The 16,406-nt window shown below is 71.9% G+C and carries 14 protein-coding genes and 1 pseudogene; 6 read left to right on the top strand and 9 right to left on the bottom strand.

Annotated features, from left to right (window positions below):
* Positions 1-3 precede the first annotated feature (3 nt).
* Positions 4-1,278 carry a hypothetical protein gene (locus OHA58_RS15730; RefSeq protein ID WP_405479298.1) on the top strand — a complete coding sequence of 425 codons (1,275 nt, stop codon included), beginning with the start codon at positions 4-6 and terminating at the stop codon, positions 1,276-1,278.
* Between the two features lie 148 nt (positions 1,279-1,426).
* Here the strand turns inward: OHA58_RS15730 and OHA58_RS15725 are convergent, their stop codons facing one another.
* The 5 genes and pseudogenes from OHA58_RS15725 to OHA58_RS15705 all read right to left on the bottom strand — a co-directional run.
* Positions 1,427-3,118 (bottom strand): bifunctional 3'-5' exonuclease/DNA polymerase, encoded by a 1,692-nt coding sequence (locus OHA58_RS15725; protein WP_405479296.1) that lies wholly within the window; start codon positions 3,116-3,118, stop codon positions 1,427-1,429.
* Between the two features lie 82 nt (positions 3,119-3,200).
* A complete protein-coding gene (locus OHA58_RS15720; protein WP_405479295.1) occupies positions 3,201-4,040 on the bottom strand; it encodes a nitrilase-related carbon-nitrogen hydrolase in 840 nt (279 codons plus the stop codon).
* A gap of 298 nt (positions 4,041-4,338) precedes the next feature.
* Entirely contained in the window at positions 4,339-5,265 is a 927-nt protein-coding gene (locus tag OHA58_RS15715) for an NADP-dependent oxidoreductase (RefSeq protein ID WP_405479294.1), read from the bottom strand.
* A 375-nt stretch (positions 5,266-5,640) separates the two neighbouring features.
* Positions 5,641-7,980, bottom strand: a complete 2,340-nt coding sequence (locus OHA58_RS15710; RefSeq protein ID WP_405479292.1) for an FtsX-like permease family protein — start codon at positions 7,978-7,980, stop codon at positions 5,641-5,643.
* Positions 7,981-8,252: 272 nt separating this feature from the next.
* A pseudogene (locus tag OHA58_RS15705) lies at positions 8,253-8,963 on the bottom strand (ABC transporter ATP-binding protein); the annotation flags it as partial.
* 194 nt (positions 8,964-9,157) lie between these two features.
* Between OHA58_RS15705 and OHA58_RS15700 the strand changes: the two are divergent.
* Positions 9,158-10,360 (top strand): DUF2786 domain-containing protein, encoded by a 1,203-nt coding sequence (locus OHA58_RS15700; protein WP_405479291.1) that lies wholly within the window; start codon positions 9,158-9,160, stop codon positions 10,358-10,360.
* Between the two features lie 218 nt (positions 10,361-10,578).
* Positions 10,579-12,729 (top strand): FUSC family protein, encoded by a 2,151-nt coding sequence (locus OHA58_RS15695; RefSeq protein ID WP_405479289.1) that lies wholly within the window; start codon positions 10,579-10,581, stop codon positions 12,727-12,729.
* A gap of 213 nt (positions 12,730-12,942) precedes the next feature.
* Here OHA58_RS15695 and OHA58_RS15690 read toward each other — a convergent pair whose 3' ends face one another.
* From OHA58_RS15690 to rpmB, 3 genes are all read right to left on the bottom strand, one after another.
* Positions 12,943-13,449, bottom strand: coding sequence for a hypothetical protein (locus tag OHA58_RS15690; protein WP_405479287.1), 507 nt, complete (start codon positions 13,447-13,449; stop codon positions 12,943-12,945).
* A gap of 75 nt (positions 13,450-13,524) precedes the next feature.
* A complete protein-coding gene (gene rpsN, locus OHA58_RS15685; RefSeq protein WP_405479286.1) occupies positions 13,525-13,830 on the bottom strand; it encodes a 30S ribosomal protein S14 in 306 nt (101 codons plus the stop codon).
* Entirely contained in the window at positions 13,830-14,066 is a 237-nt protein-coding gene (rpmB, locus tag OHA58_RS15680) for a 50S ribosomal protein L28 (protein ID WP_405479284.1), read from the bottom strand. Before rpmB ends, rpsN begins: the two co-directional genes overlap by 1 nt.
* A 94-nt stretch (positions 14,067-14,160) precedes the next feature.
* Here rpmB and rpmG point away from each other — a divergent pair, with 94 nt between their 5' ends.
* The 3 genes from rpmG to OHA58_RS15665 are packed head-to-tail and all read left to right on the top strand — an operon-like array spanning position 14,161 to position 14,734.
* The gene (gene rpmG / locus OHA58_RS15675) at positions 14,161-14,325 is read left to right on the top strand and encodes a 50S ribosomal protein L33 (RefSeq protein WP_227296576.1); all 165 of its coding nucleotides are present in this window, start codon (positions 14,161-14,163) and stop codon (positions 14,323-14,325) included.
* A 5-nt stretch (positions 14,326-14,330) separates the two neighbouring features.
* A complete protein-coding gene (locus OHA58_RS15670) occupies positions 14,331-14,585 on the top strand; it encodes a type B 50S ribosomal protein L31 (protein WP_405479283.1) in 255 nt (84 codons plus the stop codon).
* Complete coding sequence (locus OHA58_RS15665) at positions 14,582-14,734, top strand: hypothetical protein (protein WP_405479282.1); 153 nt, start codon at positions 14,582-14,584, stop codon at positions 14,732-14,734. Before OHA58_RS15670 ends, OHA58_RS15665 begins: the two co-directional genes overlap by 4 nt.
* A 15-nt stretch (positions 14,735-14,749) precedes the next feature.
* On the opposite strand, the gene OHA58_RS15660 is transcribed toward OHA58_RS15665, so the two are convergent.
* A complete protein-coding gene (locus OHA58_RS15660) occupies positions 14,750-16,207 on the bottom strand; it encodes an aldehyde dehydrogenase family protein (protein WP_405479281.1) in 1,458 nt (485 codons plus the stop codon).
* Positions 16,208-16,406 lie beyond the last annotated feature (199 nt).

Below are 16,406 nucleotides of genomic sequence, written 5' to 3'. Positions count from 1 at the left end.
GGTATGTCAGGAACGGACGAAGACCGTGACCAGGAAGCCTTCGTGGGGGGCCTCGGGGAGGCCCTGCGGATAACCGGTGAGACGTTCAACGCCACGGGTGGGCCGCTGGTCGACGGCGGCATGGCGCGCGGCCGACGCAGGCTGCGGCGCCGGCGGGCCGCGACGGTCACCGGGAGCTTCGCCGCGCTCGCCGCGGTCGGATTCGGCGCGTCATACGCAGCCGGGGCTTTTGGGGCCGAGACCGGGCACGGCAGCCCGGTGGCCGCGCAGCCCGAGCCGGGCAGCACGACGCAGGGGAAGACGAGCGTGCCGGGCGAGGGGCCGCAGTTCTCCGCCAGCCATCTGATCAAGACCCTCGAAGGGCTGCTGCCCGACGGCAAGTTCAGCAGCGAGTCGGGCCGCGGTACGGAGGACAGGCTCGGGCCGCTCGCCTCGGTCGTCTTCGACGACGGCAGGGGCAAGGCGGCGATCGGCCTGAGTCTGGGCCGGGTCGACCCTGAGAGCACGAGGGTCGCGGAGCAGCTCGCCTGTCCCGAGAAGGTCTACACGCCGTACGACTCCTGCTCGAGCAAGACGCTGGCCGACGGCTCCCGGCTGCTGCTCCTGCAGGGCTACGAGTACCCGGACAAGCGCGCGGACACCAAGTGGTGGCACGCGTACGTGGTGACGCCGGAGGGCTACACCGTCGACGCCAGCGAATGGAACGCACCGGCGGAGAAGGGCGAGCCCGTCTCCCGGGACGAACCGCCCCTCAGTACCGCGCAGTTGAAGGCCCTGGTGACCTCCAAGGAGTGGCGTCCGATACTGCGGGCGCTGCCGAAGCCGCAGGACGAGCCCGTGCAGCAGCCGGTCCCGCAGGCTGCGAGCGACGACACCATCCTCAAGAACCTCACCTCGCTGCTGCCGAAGAGTGCCAAGGTGACGACCCGCCAGGGCGATGACGGATTCGCGTACGTCGTGGTGAACGACGGCAAGGGAGCGAGCCTCGTCCAGATCAATGTGCAGCCGAACATGTCGGATGTGGAGGGTGAGCTCTTCGGCTCCGGCGCGCAGACCCTGCCTGACGGCACGAAGGTCGTCACGCATCAGGGACCCGGCGAGAAGGGGGGTCAGGGCGTGGTGATGTGGACCGTGGACACGATCCGCAAGGACGGGTTCCGCGTGGTGATATCGGCGTTCAACTCAGGCGCGCAGAACACCGCGGCCACAAGGACCACACCCGCGCTGACCATGACACAACTCAAGGCGATAGCCACGAGTGGGAAGTGGCGGGGGTAGGGCGCCGGGGGACACTCTTGGGCTCGGGGCTGGTGCCCGGCGACCGGTGAGCAGTATGTGCTGACCAGGGATTGGTGCCCGGCGATCAGCGATCAGCGGTCGTCGGCTGTGGGTTCAGGTGGGTTGTGAGTGGCTCTACCGACGGACGTCACTTCGCGTCGGCATAGCACTTCACCACTGCGGTGGTGAAAGGGAAGTGGACCGGGGTGTCGCCGAACGTGAGGTGGCCGGCCAGCTCTGCGGCCTCGCGGATCGCCGCGGTCACTGCTTCCGCTTCCTCTTCCGGGCAGTGCACGATCACCTCGTCGTGCTGGAAGAAGACCAGTTCCGCCGCCATCCCGGTGCAGGACTGGCGCAGGGCGGCGAGCATCAGGTCGGCCCAGTCGGCGGCGCTGCCCTGGACGACGAAGTTGCGGGCGAAGCGGCCGCGGGCGCGGGAGTTCGAGGAGGCGTAGCCGGGGGTGAACTCGGTGTCTCCCGAGGTCTGTTCGGGCATCGGGTCGTCCTGGGGGATGCCTGCTTCCTCCTGGTCGCCGGCGCCGGCGACCGGTGGGCAGGTGCGGCCGAGCCAGGTCCGCACGAGGCGGCCCTCCTCGCCCGCGCGGGCAGCGTCATCGACGTAGGCGACAGCTTGCGGGAAGCGGCGGCGGAGGGCGGCGAGGTTCTTGAGGCCGTCACCTGACGTCTGGCCGTACACCGCGCCGAGCACCGCCAGCTTTGCCTTGGCGCGGTCACCGGAGAAGGCCCGGTCGGAGACGGACTGGTAGAGGTCGGTCTCCCGCCCGGCGACTTCCATCAGGCCGGGGTCGCGGGAGATGGCGGCGAGGACGCGGGGTTCCATCTGGTCCGCGTCGGCGACGACGAGCCGCCAGCCCGGGTCGGCGACGACGGCACGCCGGATGACCTTGGGGATCTGGAGTGCGCCGCCGCCATTGGTGACCCAGCGTCCCGTGACGGTACCGCCGGGCAGGTACTCGGGCCGGAAACGGCCGTCGCGGACCCAGTCCTGGAGCCAGGACCAGCCGTGCGCGGTGTAGATCCGGTACAGCTTCTTGTACTCGATCAGGGGCCGCACCGCCGGATGGTCGATCGACTCGATCTCCCAGCGGCGCGTGGACGTGATCTTCACGCCGGCCTGGGCGAACGCCTTCACCACGTCGGCGGGCAGATCGGGGCGTACGCGCCGGCCGAAGGCCTCGGACACCTCGTCGGCCAGTTCCGCGAGGCGGCGAGGTTCGCCACCGCCCGCGTAGCGCTCGCCGAGCAGTTCGTGCAGTACGGAGCGGTGCACGTCGGCGCTCCAGGGGAGGCCCGCCGCGTTCATCTCGGCCGCTACGAGCATGGCGGCGGACTCGGCGGCGGTGAGCAGCCGCATCCGGCCCGGGCGGGCCGTGGCGTCGTGGCGGCGCTGCTGATCGGCGTACACCTCTATGAGGTCTTCGAGGGGGACATGAACGGGTTGTGGTTCGAAGAGGGAGGACTGGGAGCCGGGGGTCGCGGCGCGTTGCGGGGGGTCCAGGGGGACGGCCGTCCCGCGGATTCTGGCCAGGGCGGCGGCCGCGGAGCGGGGTTCCCCGAAGCGGCCGGCGTGACCGAGGAGGAGGGTCTCGGCGTCCTCGATGTCGTAGCAGCGCGGCACACGGACGCCCGCGGCGAGCAGACTGGGGTAGACGGCCGCTGTAGATCGCCAGATCCAGCGTGTGACGTCAGGACGGGAGCGGACCGCTTCCGCGAGGCTGGGCTCCTGGCGGACCGGGGCGGCGGGTGTGCCGTCGGCACCGAGCGGCGCGAGCTGGGATCCGCCGTCCTCGGTGGCTGCGATGGCCCACTTCTCGGTCATGCCGGTGAGTCTTACACCCGGCACTGACAGCGCCGGGTGCGTCGGGAGCCCGCCTGGGCGGGGGACCGGGCCTGGGTGCGGGTCAGCTGTCGCCGCCCTCGTCGATCAGGCGGCGGACCTCGCGTTCGATCAGGCCGAGGCGGGCCTCTGCGACCAGAGGGACGGCTCTGCGCTGCCGGCGGGCCTCGTGGAGGTCGATGTCGATTGTCACCAGTGCTGGTTCCCACTTGGGGGCCTGGGTCACGACCGTCCCGCGTGGGTCGACCACGCGGGAGCCACCCCAGAAGGAGGCACCATGTTCGTTACCGACGCGGTTCACGAAGACGACCCAGCACTGGAGCATCTTCGCGGTGTAGGCGAGGAGCGTGTCCCAGTACAGGCCCGTGTCCATGGCCTCAGGGTCGAGCGTCGCCGCGCTGTTCGCGGGGACGATGACGACCTCAGCGCCGTCCTGCACGGCGAGCCACGGCAGGACCGGCTGCCAGGCGTCGTTGCAGACGAGGGTCGCGGCGCGGCCGTGCCCGTGTGGCAGGTCGTACGCGCGCAGATGCTGGCCGGGGCTGACGTGCTTGCGTTCCTCCCAGGCCAGGTAGTTCGGCAGGTACAACTTGCGGTGGGCGTGGCGGAGTTGGCCATTCGCGTAGTAGGCGGAGGTGTTGTAGGCGCGCAGGCTGGTGTGTTCGTGCAGGCCGATCACGACATCCGCGCCGAGCGTCGAGAGGGCGGCCAGTCGCGGGTCCGTCACCGGGAGGGAGGCGTCCTGGTGCAGGGCGCCGAGGTGATAGCCGTGCAGGCTCAGTTCGGGGAACACCACGAGGTCGGCGCCCTGGGCCGCCGCCTGCTCGGTCTGCTCCCGGGCGACGGCCAGATTCGCGTCCACGTCGCCGAGCACACAGTCGGTCTGCGCAAGCGCCACTCTCATCCCCCGAGCGTGGCAGCGTCCGGCGGAGTCGGCATCCGCAGGGGCGGGTGGCGTCCCGGTTGGCGGAGGCGGGTCCCCGTGGGCGGCTGGGGCGGGTGCGCCGGCCTATCCCGGGGCAGCAGGGAGGCCACACCCCCCAGGGCCATCAGTGCCACCAGGGCCATCAGGGTCATGGGGGCCACCGGGACCACTTGGCCCACCGGGACCATTGGGAGCACTTGGCCCACCAGGACGACCGGGACCGCCAGGACGACCAGGCCCACCAGGACTACTTGGACCACCGGGATCACCAGTCGCGTCACCCCACCAGAAGCACCAGCTTGCCCCGCACGTGGCCCGACTCGCTCAGCGTCTGCGCCTTGGCCGCGTCGCGGAGGGGGTACGTGTCGGCGATCGAGATGTGGAGCTTGCCGTTCGCGGCGAGTGCGGCCTGGTGGGTGAGGCCCTCGCGGGCCTTGGCGCGGTCGCTGCCGCCGGACGCGAAGGCCACGTTGTATTTGGCCGCGTCGGGGTCGGCGATGGTGACGACCCGGTCCGGCGTGCCGCCGCGCAGTTCGACCGAGTCCGCCAGCGCGCCCTTGCCCGCCGCGTCGAACACCGCGTCCACCCCCTGCGGGGCCACCGCGCGCACCCGTTCCACGAGCCCGTCCCCATACGTGACGGGGATGGCGCCGATGGAGCGCAGGTACTCGTGGTTGGCGGGGGAGGCCGTGCCGATCACCGTCGCGCCGAGCGCCACGGCCAGCTGTACGCCCATGGAGCCGACCGCGCCCGCGGCGCCGTGGATCAGCAGCGTCTCGCCGCTGCGTACGCCGAGCAGGTCGAGTACGCGCTGGGCCGTCTCGCCTGCGATGGGGAGGGTCGCCGCCTCGGCGGGTTCGAGTCCGGTGGGCCGTGGGGCGACGGCGGAGGCCTGGGCCAGGGCATAGGCCGCGTAGGCGCCGGTCTCGGTCCAGCCGAGGACTTCGTCGCCGACGGCGAGGCCGGTGACGCCCTCGCCGACCTCGTCGATGGTCCCGGCGAACTCGTTGCCGGGTACGGCAGGCAGGACGGTCGGGAAGACCTGCTCCATCCAACCGTTCCTGATCTTGTACTCGATGGGGTTGACCCCGACGGCCGCGACCTTCACCCGGACCTGGCCGGGACCCGCGTGCGGCTCCGCGACGTCGTCCTTGAAGCGCAGTACCTCGGGTCCGCCGAACTCCTCGAAAACGATGGCTTCCATGCCGGTGTCTGCCTCTCACTGCTCCGTCGAACCAGGCGGGGGCTGGTCCTGCTGGTGTTCTCTGGAGTCCCTGGCGATCTCGTACGTTCTCCCACGCTCTCCAGAGTTACGTTCTCCAGAGTCGATCGTCGCCGGGGGCGGGCCGCCCCGCCCTTCGAACAGTTCGGCCTGTCCGAAAGACCACCCGTCCGAGACGGTCATGGATTCCGAGGCAGGTATGGGGCCGAGGCGGGCATGGAATCTGCGGCTGCTGCGCCGGCAGACGCGGGGCGGCGGACACGGGGCGGCGGACTGCGGGTTGCGGGTGGCGCGACTCGCACCCGCCACCCTCGGTCCCACCCGCGCCCTCTCACCTGCGCCCGTTACCCCGCCCCCTCACCCACCCACACCATTCCGGCGCCCCCATCCCGCGCCGAGCACCCCCGCCCCCACAGCAACCACCGCGCACACGCCCACGGCCGAACCGACGACGTTCCACGGCACCACGACCCCAGCCCCAAGTCCCGCCCCCGCCCCCGCACCAGACTCCGACGAGAGGAGGCCGAGCGCGGCCGCGAGTCCGCCCAGGTTGAGCGCGGTGACGGTCAGTCCGAGGGCCGTGCCCGCCGCGACCGCGACCAGTGCCTCGCCGGCGAGCATCCACCTGACCTGCGCCCGGGTGGCCCCCGCCCGGCGCAGGGCGCGCAGTTCCCCGTCCCTTACGGACGCGGCCATCAACTGTGTTCCGGCGAGCGAGATCGCCGTATAGGTCAGGGCGATGCCCAGGAGCAGCAGCATCCCTTGCCGGGTCTGGGGTTTGACCCTGGGGTGGGTGGCGTCGAGCCAGGCGGCTGCGGTGCGTACGCGCACGTCGTGCCCGGACGTGGCCGCTCGCAGCGCATCCGTCACCGCCGCGGGTGAGGCGCCCGGTGCCAGGCGTACGTCGATCCGGTCGACCGGTGCCGCGCCGGCGTTGGCCGTGGTGACGTATGCGCCGTTGTCGCCGGTGCCGCGCGCCAGGACGGCTGCGACCCGGAGTGTGGTGCGGCGGCCGTCGCCGAGCCAGACGGTCAGGCAGTCGCCGACGCGGTGGTGTTCCCACTCCTCGTTGACGACGATGGAGCGGTCGTCGAGGTGGCGTATGTCGCCGGAGACGACGGGGAGGCGGCTCGTCGCGGCGAGGGCCACGGGGTCGCTCACGGCTCGCGCCTCTGAGCGGAGGAGGGCGGTGCCCTCCTCCCGTACGAAGACCGCGGTGGAGGCGGACGGGGACACGGCCGCCACGCCCGGCCCCGGCCGCCGCGTAAGGCTCAAGTCATCACCCGTGGCGATGAGTTGGGCGTTCGTCTGCTCGCTCGCCTCCAGTGCCTTCGCCGCGCTCACCGACTCCGCCGAGCCCATCAGGGAGCCCGCGAGTGCCACTGTCACCAGTACGGGTGCGGCGACCGCGGCGGTGCGGCGGACGGAGGCGGCGGCGTTCTCGCGGATGAGGAGACCGACGGCTCCCGGCAGCCGGATCAGCCGCAGCACCGGGCGGACAAGGGGCGGGGCGAGTGCGGCCGCCGCGGTGATGAGGATCATCGGCTGGGTGGTGTACGTCTTGCGTTTCAGGAGCGCCGACGGGTCGGTCCAAAGGGTGTGGATCGTCAGGCCGAGCCCCAGGGCGAGGAGCGCCGCGCCGACGATCCGGCGGCTCCACGGCATGACGTCCGTGTCCACGTCGGCGTCCCGCAGCGCTTCCACCGGGCCGATGCGTCCGGCACGCCGCGACGCGGCCCATGCTCCCGCGACCGCCACGAACAGGCCGGTCCAGAAGGCGAGTTGAAGCGGCCATGAGGTCCAGTAGGTCCAAGAGCTCCAAGAGCTCCAAGAGCTCCAAGAGCTCCAGGAGGTCCAGGAGCTCCAGGAGGTCCAGGAGGTCCAGGAGGTCCAGGAGGTCCAGGAGGTCCAGGAGGTCCAGGAGGTCGACTGTGACGTACCGGTGCCGCTCACTGTGAACCACGGGGGCGCGATGCCGTTGTCGATCAGCGCCCGGGCGAGCAGCGGCGCGGCCCAGGAGCCGAGGGCGCAGCCTGTGGCGCTCGCCGCGACACCCACCGCGAGGGCCTCGGTGAAGAGCTGACGCCGTACGCGTCCCGGAGTGGCGCCCGCGAGCCGCAGCAGCCCGAACTCCCGCCTGCGCAGGGCGACCACGAACGCGAACGTCGACGCCGTGACGAAGACGGCGACGAACGCGGAGACCCCGCCGGCCGTGCCCAGCATCGCCCGCACCGCGACGACCGCCTGCGCGTCGCGCTCCGCGCCCGGGTCGGCCAGATGCCGTGCCGCGCCGGTCAGGACCTGCGCCCGGTCGCCGACCACGTCGCGTACGGCGGCGGCCGAGGCGTCGACACCGACTGCGTCCGGCGCGAGATGATCACGGTGGACGGTACCCAGCTCGGCGAGCTCGCGCAGCAGTTCTTTATCCACAGGCTGTGGATGGGGAATCTTCTTCGAGTCGTGGGCGCGGTGCGGGCCACGGTCGACCTCAACGGTCAGGGTGTCGTGTGGCATGACCACGACGGGTTGTGCGGCGAACCGCTGAGGCTTGCCCGCAGGTGGGTCGTCGGCCGCCGCGAGCCCGAGCCCCATGCTCGTGACCAGGGCCACCCCGAGCGCGACGGCGACGAACGCCCCCGCGAAGAGATGCCGGCGCGTCCGCAGGTTCGCCCAGGCGGAGGTGAGTGTGGTCAGCATGCGTCGACCCCCTTGCCGGGCGCGTTGCCGCCGGACAGGGAGCGAGCGGCGGCGGACGTGTCATCCGCACCCGAACCAGCACCCGCACCCGAACCAGCACCAGCACCCGCACCCACACCCACACCCACACCCACACCCACACCCACACCCACACCCACACCCACACCCACACCCGCTTCCGAATCCCTAGAACACCCCGAACCCCCCGCACCCCCGTCCGAACCCCCCGAACCCCCTGAACCCCCTGAACCCCCCGAACCCCCTGAACCCCCCTCAAGCCCCGTCATCCGCGCCGCGACCGTCTCCGCGTCCGGTGTCAGGAGCTCGTCCACGACCCTCCCGTCGACCAGGAACACCACCCGGTCCGCGCGGGCCGCGGCCACCGGGTCGTGTGTCACCATCACCGTCGTCTGACCCTCCCGGTCGACCAACTCCCGTAGCAGGGTCAGGACTTGACGGCCGGTCGTTGTGTCGAGCGCACCCGTCGGCTCGTCGCCGAAGAGGACGGCCGGCCGGGTGATCAGTGCGCGGGCCAGGGCCACCCGCTGCTGCTGGCCGCCGGAGAGCTGTGAAGGGCGATGCCCCGCGCGCTCGGCGAGACCTACGCGGCCCAGCGCCTCGCGCACCTCCGCGTGCGAGGGTCGCCGACCGGCGAGCCGCAGGGGGAGTGCCACGTTCTGCGCGGCAGTGAGCGACGGCAGCAGGTTGAAGGACTGGAACACGAAACCGATCCGGTCCCGGCGCAGGAGTGTGAGCGCCCGTTCGCCGAGTCCGGTGAGGTCGGTCCCGGCGACGGTGACCGTGCCCGACGTCGGACGGTCCAGGCCCGCGGCGCACTGGAGCAGCGTCGACTTCCCGGACCCGGAGGGCCCCATCACGGCGGTGAAGGTCCCGGCGAGGAAGTCGAGGTCGACCCCGTCGAGGGCGGTGACGCCGCGGTACTCGCGACGTACGGCGGTGAGCCGCACAGCAGGTGTGGTCATGCCTCAACCCAACCGCCGCGGCGCCCCGCGAACACGACCACTGGGGGGCGTCCCGGGGGTATGGCCAGCCCTACCCACCGTATCCGCCTGAGACCATGGAAGAGAAGACACGGCAGACGGCACGGCGGACCGCACGGCGGACCGCATGGCAAGCCGCACGGCAGACCAGACAGGCAAGGAGGCGGCGTCCCCGCATGACGGAACGTACGACGCGGACCGCGGTCGAGCAGGCCTTCGCCGCCGCCCTGTACGGGGAGGGCGCGGAGGCCGGGCTCGACACGGGCGCGTCCCTGCTCGCCGCCGACCCGTCCGCCGACACCCAACTCGCGCTGCGTGGGCAGGAGTTCATGCGCCGGGCCTGGGAGCGCGGCTGGCAGCCCGCCGACGTCATACGCATCGTCGTACGCGACCTCGAAGAGGCCCCGCACGGACACGTCGCGGCCCGCCTGATCCGAGCCGAGACCGCACGTTACGAGTACCTGCCACCGCGCTGGGACGTGCAGCTCGCCGACCTGCCGCAGGACACGAGTGCTGGTGGGGGCCCGCGTCTGGACCGCTTCTCGTACGCCACCGCCGTCCTGGAGCTGTACCGCCTGCTCCTGCGGCTCCCGCCGATCGAGGCCGTGGGGCCGGTGCCGGGCGAGTCCGTGGCGCGGCCCGTCGCGGGGGAGCCGCGCGAGCTCGCCCGGATCCGCGCGCTGCTTGCGAAGGCCGAGGCGACCGCCTACCCGCCGGAGGCCGAGGCGATGGCTGCGAAGGCGCAGGAGCTGATGACCAGGCACAGCGTCGACGCGGCGCTTCTCGCGGCCCGTACGCACGCGAAGGACACGCCCGTCGCGTGCCGGATCGGCGTGGACGCCCCGTACGAGACGGCGAAGGCGGCCCTCCTGGACGCGGTCGCGTCGGCGAACCGCTGCCGCGCGGTGTGGAACAGCGGCTTCGGCTTCTCCACGGTCGTCGGCTTCGAGTCCGACCTGGAGGCGGTGGAGCTGCTCCATACGTCGCTGCTGGTGCAGGGCACGGCGGCGATGACGCGGGCCGAGGCCGAGCAGCGCGCCGGGGGACGAAAGCGGACCAAGACCTTCCGGCAGGCGTTCCTCGCCGCGTACGCGCACCGCATCGGCGACCGGCTCGCGGCCGTGGCGGAGGAGGTGACAGGCCGGAGCCAGGAGGGCGGGCTGCTGCCGGTCCTGGCGGCGCGCGATGTCGCGGTGGCCGGCCGGACCGACGACATGTTCCCGCAGACCGTGACGACCCGGGTCCGGGGCGTCAGCGACGGCGTCGGCTGGGCGGAGGGCGTGGCGGCCGCCGACCGCGCCCACGTCTCGGACCGCGCCCCGGACCGCGCCGGCGTCTCTGGCCGCGCCGAGGTGCGCGGCGGCGGCACGCCGCGCTGAACTGAACGCTCCCGCGTCACCAACCGCGCCCGCGTCACGGACGGTGCCCGGGTCACCAACGGCGCCCGCGTCATTCGGACGGCGCCCGCGTCACCAACGGTGCCCACATCACGGACGGCTCCCGCGTCTCCGGCCGCGCCGAGGTGCGCGGTGGCGGCACGCCCTGGTGAACCGAACCACCCCGACCTATATGCCCGACTCGCCCGTATCCTGACGGAGTGAGCTGGTTCCGGGCGCTGAAGGACACCGCCCGCTCGGGCCTGAGTGTCGAGCGGAAACGCCTGGAACCCCTGGTCGCGCTGCGTGGCGCCGCCGGTCTGGCCATCGTGATCACGGTCAGCCTCACGTTCTTCGGCCCGGCGGTCGCGGCGAGCTCCGCGTTCGGTGCGTTCCAGGCGGCGATCGCCACGTTCCAGCGCAGCTGGCGCCCCCGCCCCGAGCTGGCCGTGGCCTCCGGCGCGAGCCTCGCCGTCTCGACCTTCCTCGGCTACCTCACCGGTGGCCACCTCGCCCTCTTCCTCGCGCTCCTGGTCCTGTGGACGTTCCTGGCCGGCCTGGCCTGGGCGGCGGGCCCGACGACCGGGATCATCGCGTCGTCGAACGTCGCGATGATGCTGGTCACGATCACCTTGCCGACGTCGGTCGCGAACGCCGCCGGGCACGCCGCGATGATGGTCTTCGGCGGTCTCGTCCAGGCCGCCCTCGTGATCCTCTTCCCGGTACGCAGATGGGGCGCGCACCGCGACGCCCTGGCCGACGCGCTCGCCGCGGAGGCCGACTACGCGCGCCGGCTGCGCCACGACCCGGTCGCCCCGTTCGACGGCGAACCGCTGATGCTGGCGCGCAACGCCGCCGCGCTCACCCCGCGCCAGGCCCGCACCCGCCCGGCCCAGCTGCGCGGCGCCCGCGGCATCGCCGAACGCATCCGCCCGGTCCTCGCCTCGCTCGCGGACCCGGCGGTCGGCGTCCCGGACGAGGGGCCCGAACGCGAGCGCGTCCTGGAACTCCTGGGCGCGACAGGCTCGATCCTGGACGCGGCGGCGCGGGCGATCCGCCACGGCGCCCCGGTCAAGGTGCCCCCGGCGGCGGTCGCCACGTTCAAGACGCCCGACACGGAGGCGATCCTCTCCGGCCCGGCGAAGCGAGCCGCGGCACGCCTCGGCTCGCTCCTGACGGACGTACTGGAGACCGCGGGGGCACGGACGGACACCCAGCACCCCGAGCCCCGCAACGAGAACGCCCAGCTCAGCCGCCCCACCCTCGGCCGGCTGCTCCCCATCGTGGCGGGAGCGATGCGCAGGGAGCTGTACCGCGGGTCGCCCATCCTCAGGCACGCCATCCGGGTGTCGGCCGTCGCGGCGGTCGGCTACCTCATCGGCACCGCCCTCCCCTTCGGCCACGGTTACTGGGCGCCGATGGCCGCCGTCATGGTCATGCGCCCCGACTTCTCGCAGACGTACTCGCGCGCGGTGGCCCGTTTCGGCGGCACACTCATCGGAGTCGCCCTCGCCACCGGGCTCGTCCAGGTCGCCCACCCGGACACCGGCCTCTCCGCGACGCTCGCCGTGATCTGCGCGGGCCTGATGTACCTCGTGATGCGCACGGGCCAGCTCGCCGCGCAGGCCTGTGTCGCCGCGTACGTCGTGTTCCTGCTCGGCATGGGCGGCGAGGCGTGGGACCAGACGGTCCCCGAGCGGGTCGTCCTCACGCTCGTCGGCGGCCTCCTCGCGATGCTGGCGTACGCGGTGTACCCGGCCTGGGAGACGCCCCGCCTGCGCACGCGCCTCGCGGACTGGCTGCTCGCCCTCGGCCGGTACGGCGCCGCCGTGATCGGCCGCTACGCGGAGCCCGGCGGCGGGAACCTGCCCGATGTGCGCGAGGCCCTGCTCGCCGCCCGCACGGCCGAACTCGCCTGGCAGGAGGCCGCGTCCAGGGCGCGGACCGAACCGGTGCGCCACCGCGGCCTCTCCCGCGCCGCGGCCGACGACGCCGAACACGCCCTGCGGCACATCGGCCGGGTCGAGATGCTGATGGAGGCGCACCTCCCCGAACGTGACGCGACCCCGGTCCCCGCGGCCGCCCGCCTGGCGAAGGCGCTGCGCACCGCCACGGAGGACGGCGCGCGTGCGGTGCGCGAGCGCCGGGTGCCGCGCTGGCAGGCGGTACGGGACGCTCTCGCGGACTGGGACGGCGAGGGCGTACCGGACCGGGTCGTACGCAGGGGCGCGGGCCTGCTCCTCGAGGCCCTGGAGGATCTCTCGGACGCACTCGACACCGACGTACCCCCGATCACCCTGAAGCCCGACGGCCCGCACACGCACGACAATCCGAAGCCCGACAATCCCGAAGCCCGGCGCCCCGAAGCCTGACGCCCCGAAGCCCGGCGCCCTGAAGCCCGGCGCCCCGAAGCCCGGCGCCTCGAAGCCCGGCGCCCCGAAGCTCGGCGCGCGGAAACCCGAAGGGCCGCCCGGTCCGGAGGATCGAGCGGCCCAATAACGGGGAGCAACGACGAAGAAACCGCCCGAGTCGCCCGAGTCGCCCGAGTATCCCGAGTCGCCCGACTCGGCCGGGTCAGCCCCGCGTCAGGACTTGGGCAGCCCCATCGTCGGGAACCCCGACGGCAGCTTCCCGTCGTCCGTCTTGCGGAACGTGTCGTCCCCGAAGCCTTCCCACGACACCTTCATGGTCGTGGCGTCGACGGACTTGACCTGCCCCATGTTCCGGTCGGTGTTCCCGTCGGCGCACTTCAGGGTGAGCATCTGCATGCCCGTCTCGTCGCCGGCGGTCCCGCTGCACACGTGCTCGCCGACCAGGGCCGCCTTCTTGCCGCTGACGAGCAGGGCGACGCTCTTGCCCTGGGACGTGGTGACCCAACTCCCCTGAAGGCTCCCGGACTTCCCGCTGGAACCGGAGCCGGAACCGCCGGTGTCGGCTCCCGCGGACGCGCTGTCCGAGGCCTGCGGCGTCTCCTTGGACTTGCCGCCGCCGCTCCCGTCGCCCCCGTCACCGCTGTCGCTGCTGCATCCGGTGATCACGAGCGTCGCGGCAACTCCCGCCGCGGCGGCACCGATCCGTACGCGCTTGAGCACAAGATCCCCCTACGTTGCGGATGTGACTGCCGGTACGTGGCCCGGCCCGCAGCAAGCTACCAGCCGCCCCTCATTTCACCAGGAAGGCTTCCGCACTCCGGGCAGGAAGCCCGCGTGCGCCTGCTCGCGCAGGTTCACCCGGGAGAGACCGAAGGCGCGCAGGTATCCGCGCGGCCGGCCGTCGACACTGTCGCGGTTGCGTACGCGCGTGGCGCTCGCGTCCCTCGGCTGACGTGCCAACTCCCTTTGTACGGCGATCCGTTCCGTCTCGGTGGACGACAGTCGGCGGACGATCTCGTTGAGCTCGGCCCGGCGCGCGGCGCAGCGTGCGACGACCCTCCGGCGCTTCTCATTCTTCGCGATCTTGCTCTTCCTGGCCATCAGATCCTCACTCCACGGGCACGAATCCTGGCGACGGCGGCCTCGACGCCGATCGCGTCGACGGTCCTGATCGCCCTGGCGCTCAGCCGCAGCCGTACGTGCCGGCCCTCGCTCGGCAGCCAGTAGCGCTTGCGCTTGGCGTTGGGGTCGAAGCGGCGTGACGTGCGCCGGTGGGAGTGGGAGATGCGGTTGCCGAAGGCGGGGGCGGCCCCGGTCAGCATGCAGTGCGCGGACATGACGACGTACCTCTCTCGGTGGCTGTGGCCCCGCAAGCCGGTGCTGTGACCCGGATCATTTTGGAAACGGGATTCATTTTCATATACTAGCCACATGGCACGCAACGAACTCCGCCCAGTGATCAAGCTCAGGTCCACCGCGGGTACGGGCTACACCTACGTCACCCGCAAGAACCGCCGTAACGACCCCGACCGCGTGACCCTGCGCAAGTACGACCCGGTCGCAGGCCACCACGTCGACTTCCGAGAGGAGCGCTGAGCCCCGTGCGAAAGGACATCCACCCCTCCTACGGCCCGGTCGTCTTCCGTGACCGTGCCGCGAACCACGCCTTCCTGACCTGCTCGACCGCCACCAGTGACAAGACCGTCGAGTGGGAGGACGGCCACACCTACCCCGTCATCGACGTCGAGATCTCGAACGTGAGCCACCCCTTCTACACGGGCAACGCGCGCGTACTCGACACCGCCGGGCGCGTGGAGCGCTTCGAGCGGCGCTTCGGGAAGCGCGGCGGTCGGTGACCCGGCTGCCCGTAGTGATCGTCGGCGGCCTGCACGCGCAAGCGCGCCGGGCCGCCGACGAGGGTCTGCTCGCCACCGGGATCCGCGCCACCGGCGAGGCGGTCCTGGAGGGCCCGCCCCGCGCGTTCGGCCCGCTCCTGGAGGTCTGAACGCGAGCGGGGGCGTCAGAACGGGAACTGGCTCCGGCCGTGCTGCACGGAGATCCACTTCTGCGTGGTGAACGCCTCGATGGTTGCCTCGCCGTTCAGCCGGCCGAGCCCGGACCGCTTCTCGCCGCCGAACGCGACGAGCGGCTCGTCGTGCACCGTCCCGTCGTTGACGTGGATCATCCCGGTGTCGATGCGCCGCGCGAACGCGACGCCCCGCTCCACGTCCCGCGTGTGCACGGCCCCGCTCAGCCCGTACGGGGTGTCGTTCGCGACGGCCACCGCCTCCTCGTCCCCGTCGAAGGGGATGAGGAGCGCGACAGGACCGAAGATCTCCTGCCGCAGCACCGGGGAGTCGGCCGGCAGGCCCGTCAGGACGCTCGGCTCGACCAGATTGCCGACGGCCTTGCCGTGCAGCAGCGCGGTCGCGCCTTCCGCGAGCGCCTGGTCGACGACGCCCGAAACGGCTTCCGCCTGCGTGGAGTTGATGACCGGGCCGATGACGGTCGACGGGTCGCGGGGGTCGCCCACCTTGAGGGACCTGACCTTGGCGACGAACTTCTCGGTGAACTCCTTCTCCACCTTGCGGTCCACCAGGATCCGGTTGGCGGCCATGCAGACCTGGCCCTGGTGCACGTACCGGCTGAAGACCGCCGCGTCGACGGCGTAGTCGACGTCCGCGTCGTCGAGCACGGTCAGTGCGCTGTTGCCGCCCAGCTCCAGGACGGCGTGCTTGAACTGCGAGGCGCACACCGTCGCGACGTGCTGGCCCACCGTGTCGGAGCCGGTGAAGGAGATGACCTTCGGCACAGGGTGGGTGAGGAGCGCGTCGCCTATCTCGGCGATGTCGGTGATGACGACGTTGAGCAGGCCGGCCGGCAGCCCCGCGTCCTCGAAGATCTTCGCGACCAGGGAGCCACCGCAGATCGGAGTGTTCTGGTGCGGCTTGAGGACCACGCCGTTGCCGAGGGCCAGCGCGGGCGCGACCGACTTCAGCGACAGCAGGAACGGGAAGTTGAAGGGGCTGATGACGCCCACGACGCCGACGGGAACGCGGTAGACCCGGTTCTCCTTGCCGTCGACGGGCGACGGGATGACCCGCCCCTGCGGGCGCAGCGCCAGCTGGATCGACTCGCGCAGGAACTCCTTGGCGAGATGCAGCTCGAACCCGGCCTTCAGCCGCGTACCGCCGAGCTCGTCGACGATCGCGTCGGATATCTCGTCCTCGCGCTCCTCGACCAGGCGCAGCGCCCGCTCGAATACCAGGCGTCGCGTGTAGGCGTTGGTGTCCGCCCAGCTCTTCTGCGCCCGCTCGGCCGCGCGGTAGGCCTCGTCGACCTCGTCGGCCGACGCCACGGTGATGGAGGCCAGCTTCTCGCCGTTGTACGGGTTGAAGTCGATGATGTCCCACGCCCCGCGGCCGGGACGCCATGAACCGTCGATGTATTGCTGGGCCAGTTCGGTGAAGTAGGACATGAGATCCCTTGCTGCTGCCGGCAGACACCTAATGGCTCGTCATCTTACGTCTGTACCAGTCGAGTTGTGGCCTGGTTAGGACGCCTGGCCGATCGCCGCCGATCGGAAATCGGGCCGGAAGGAGCGGTTCTCGGCCAGCCTTGGTCGGTGGGTATTGGACAGCGGGTATTGGACAGCGGGTACTGGACAGCAGGTACTG

Source organism: Streptomyces sp. NBC_00009 (assembly GCF_045040855.1).
GTDB lineage: Bacteria > Actinomycetota > Actinomycetes > Streptomycetales > Streptomycetaceae > Streptomyces > Streptomyces aureus.
This window is presented reverse-complemented; position numbering and strand designations above follow the sequence as displayed.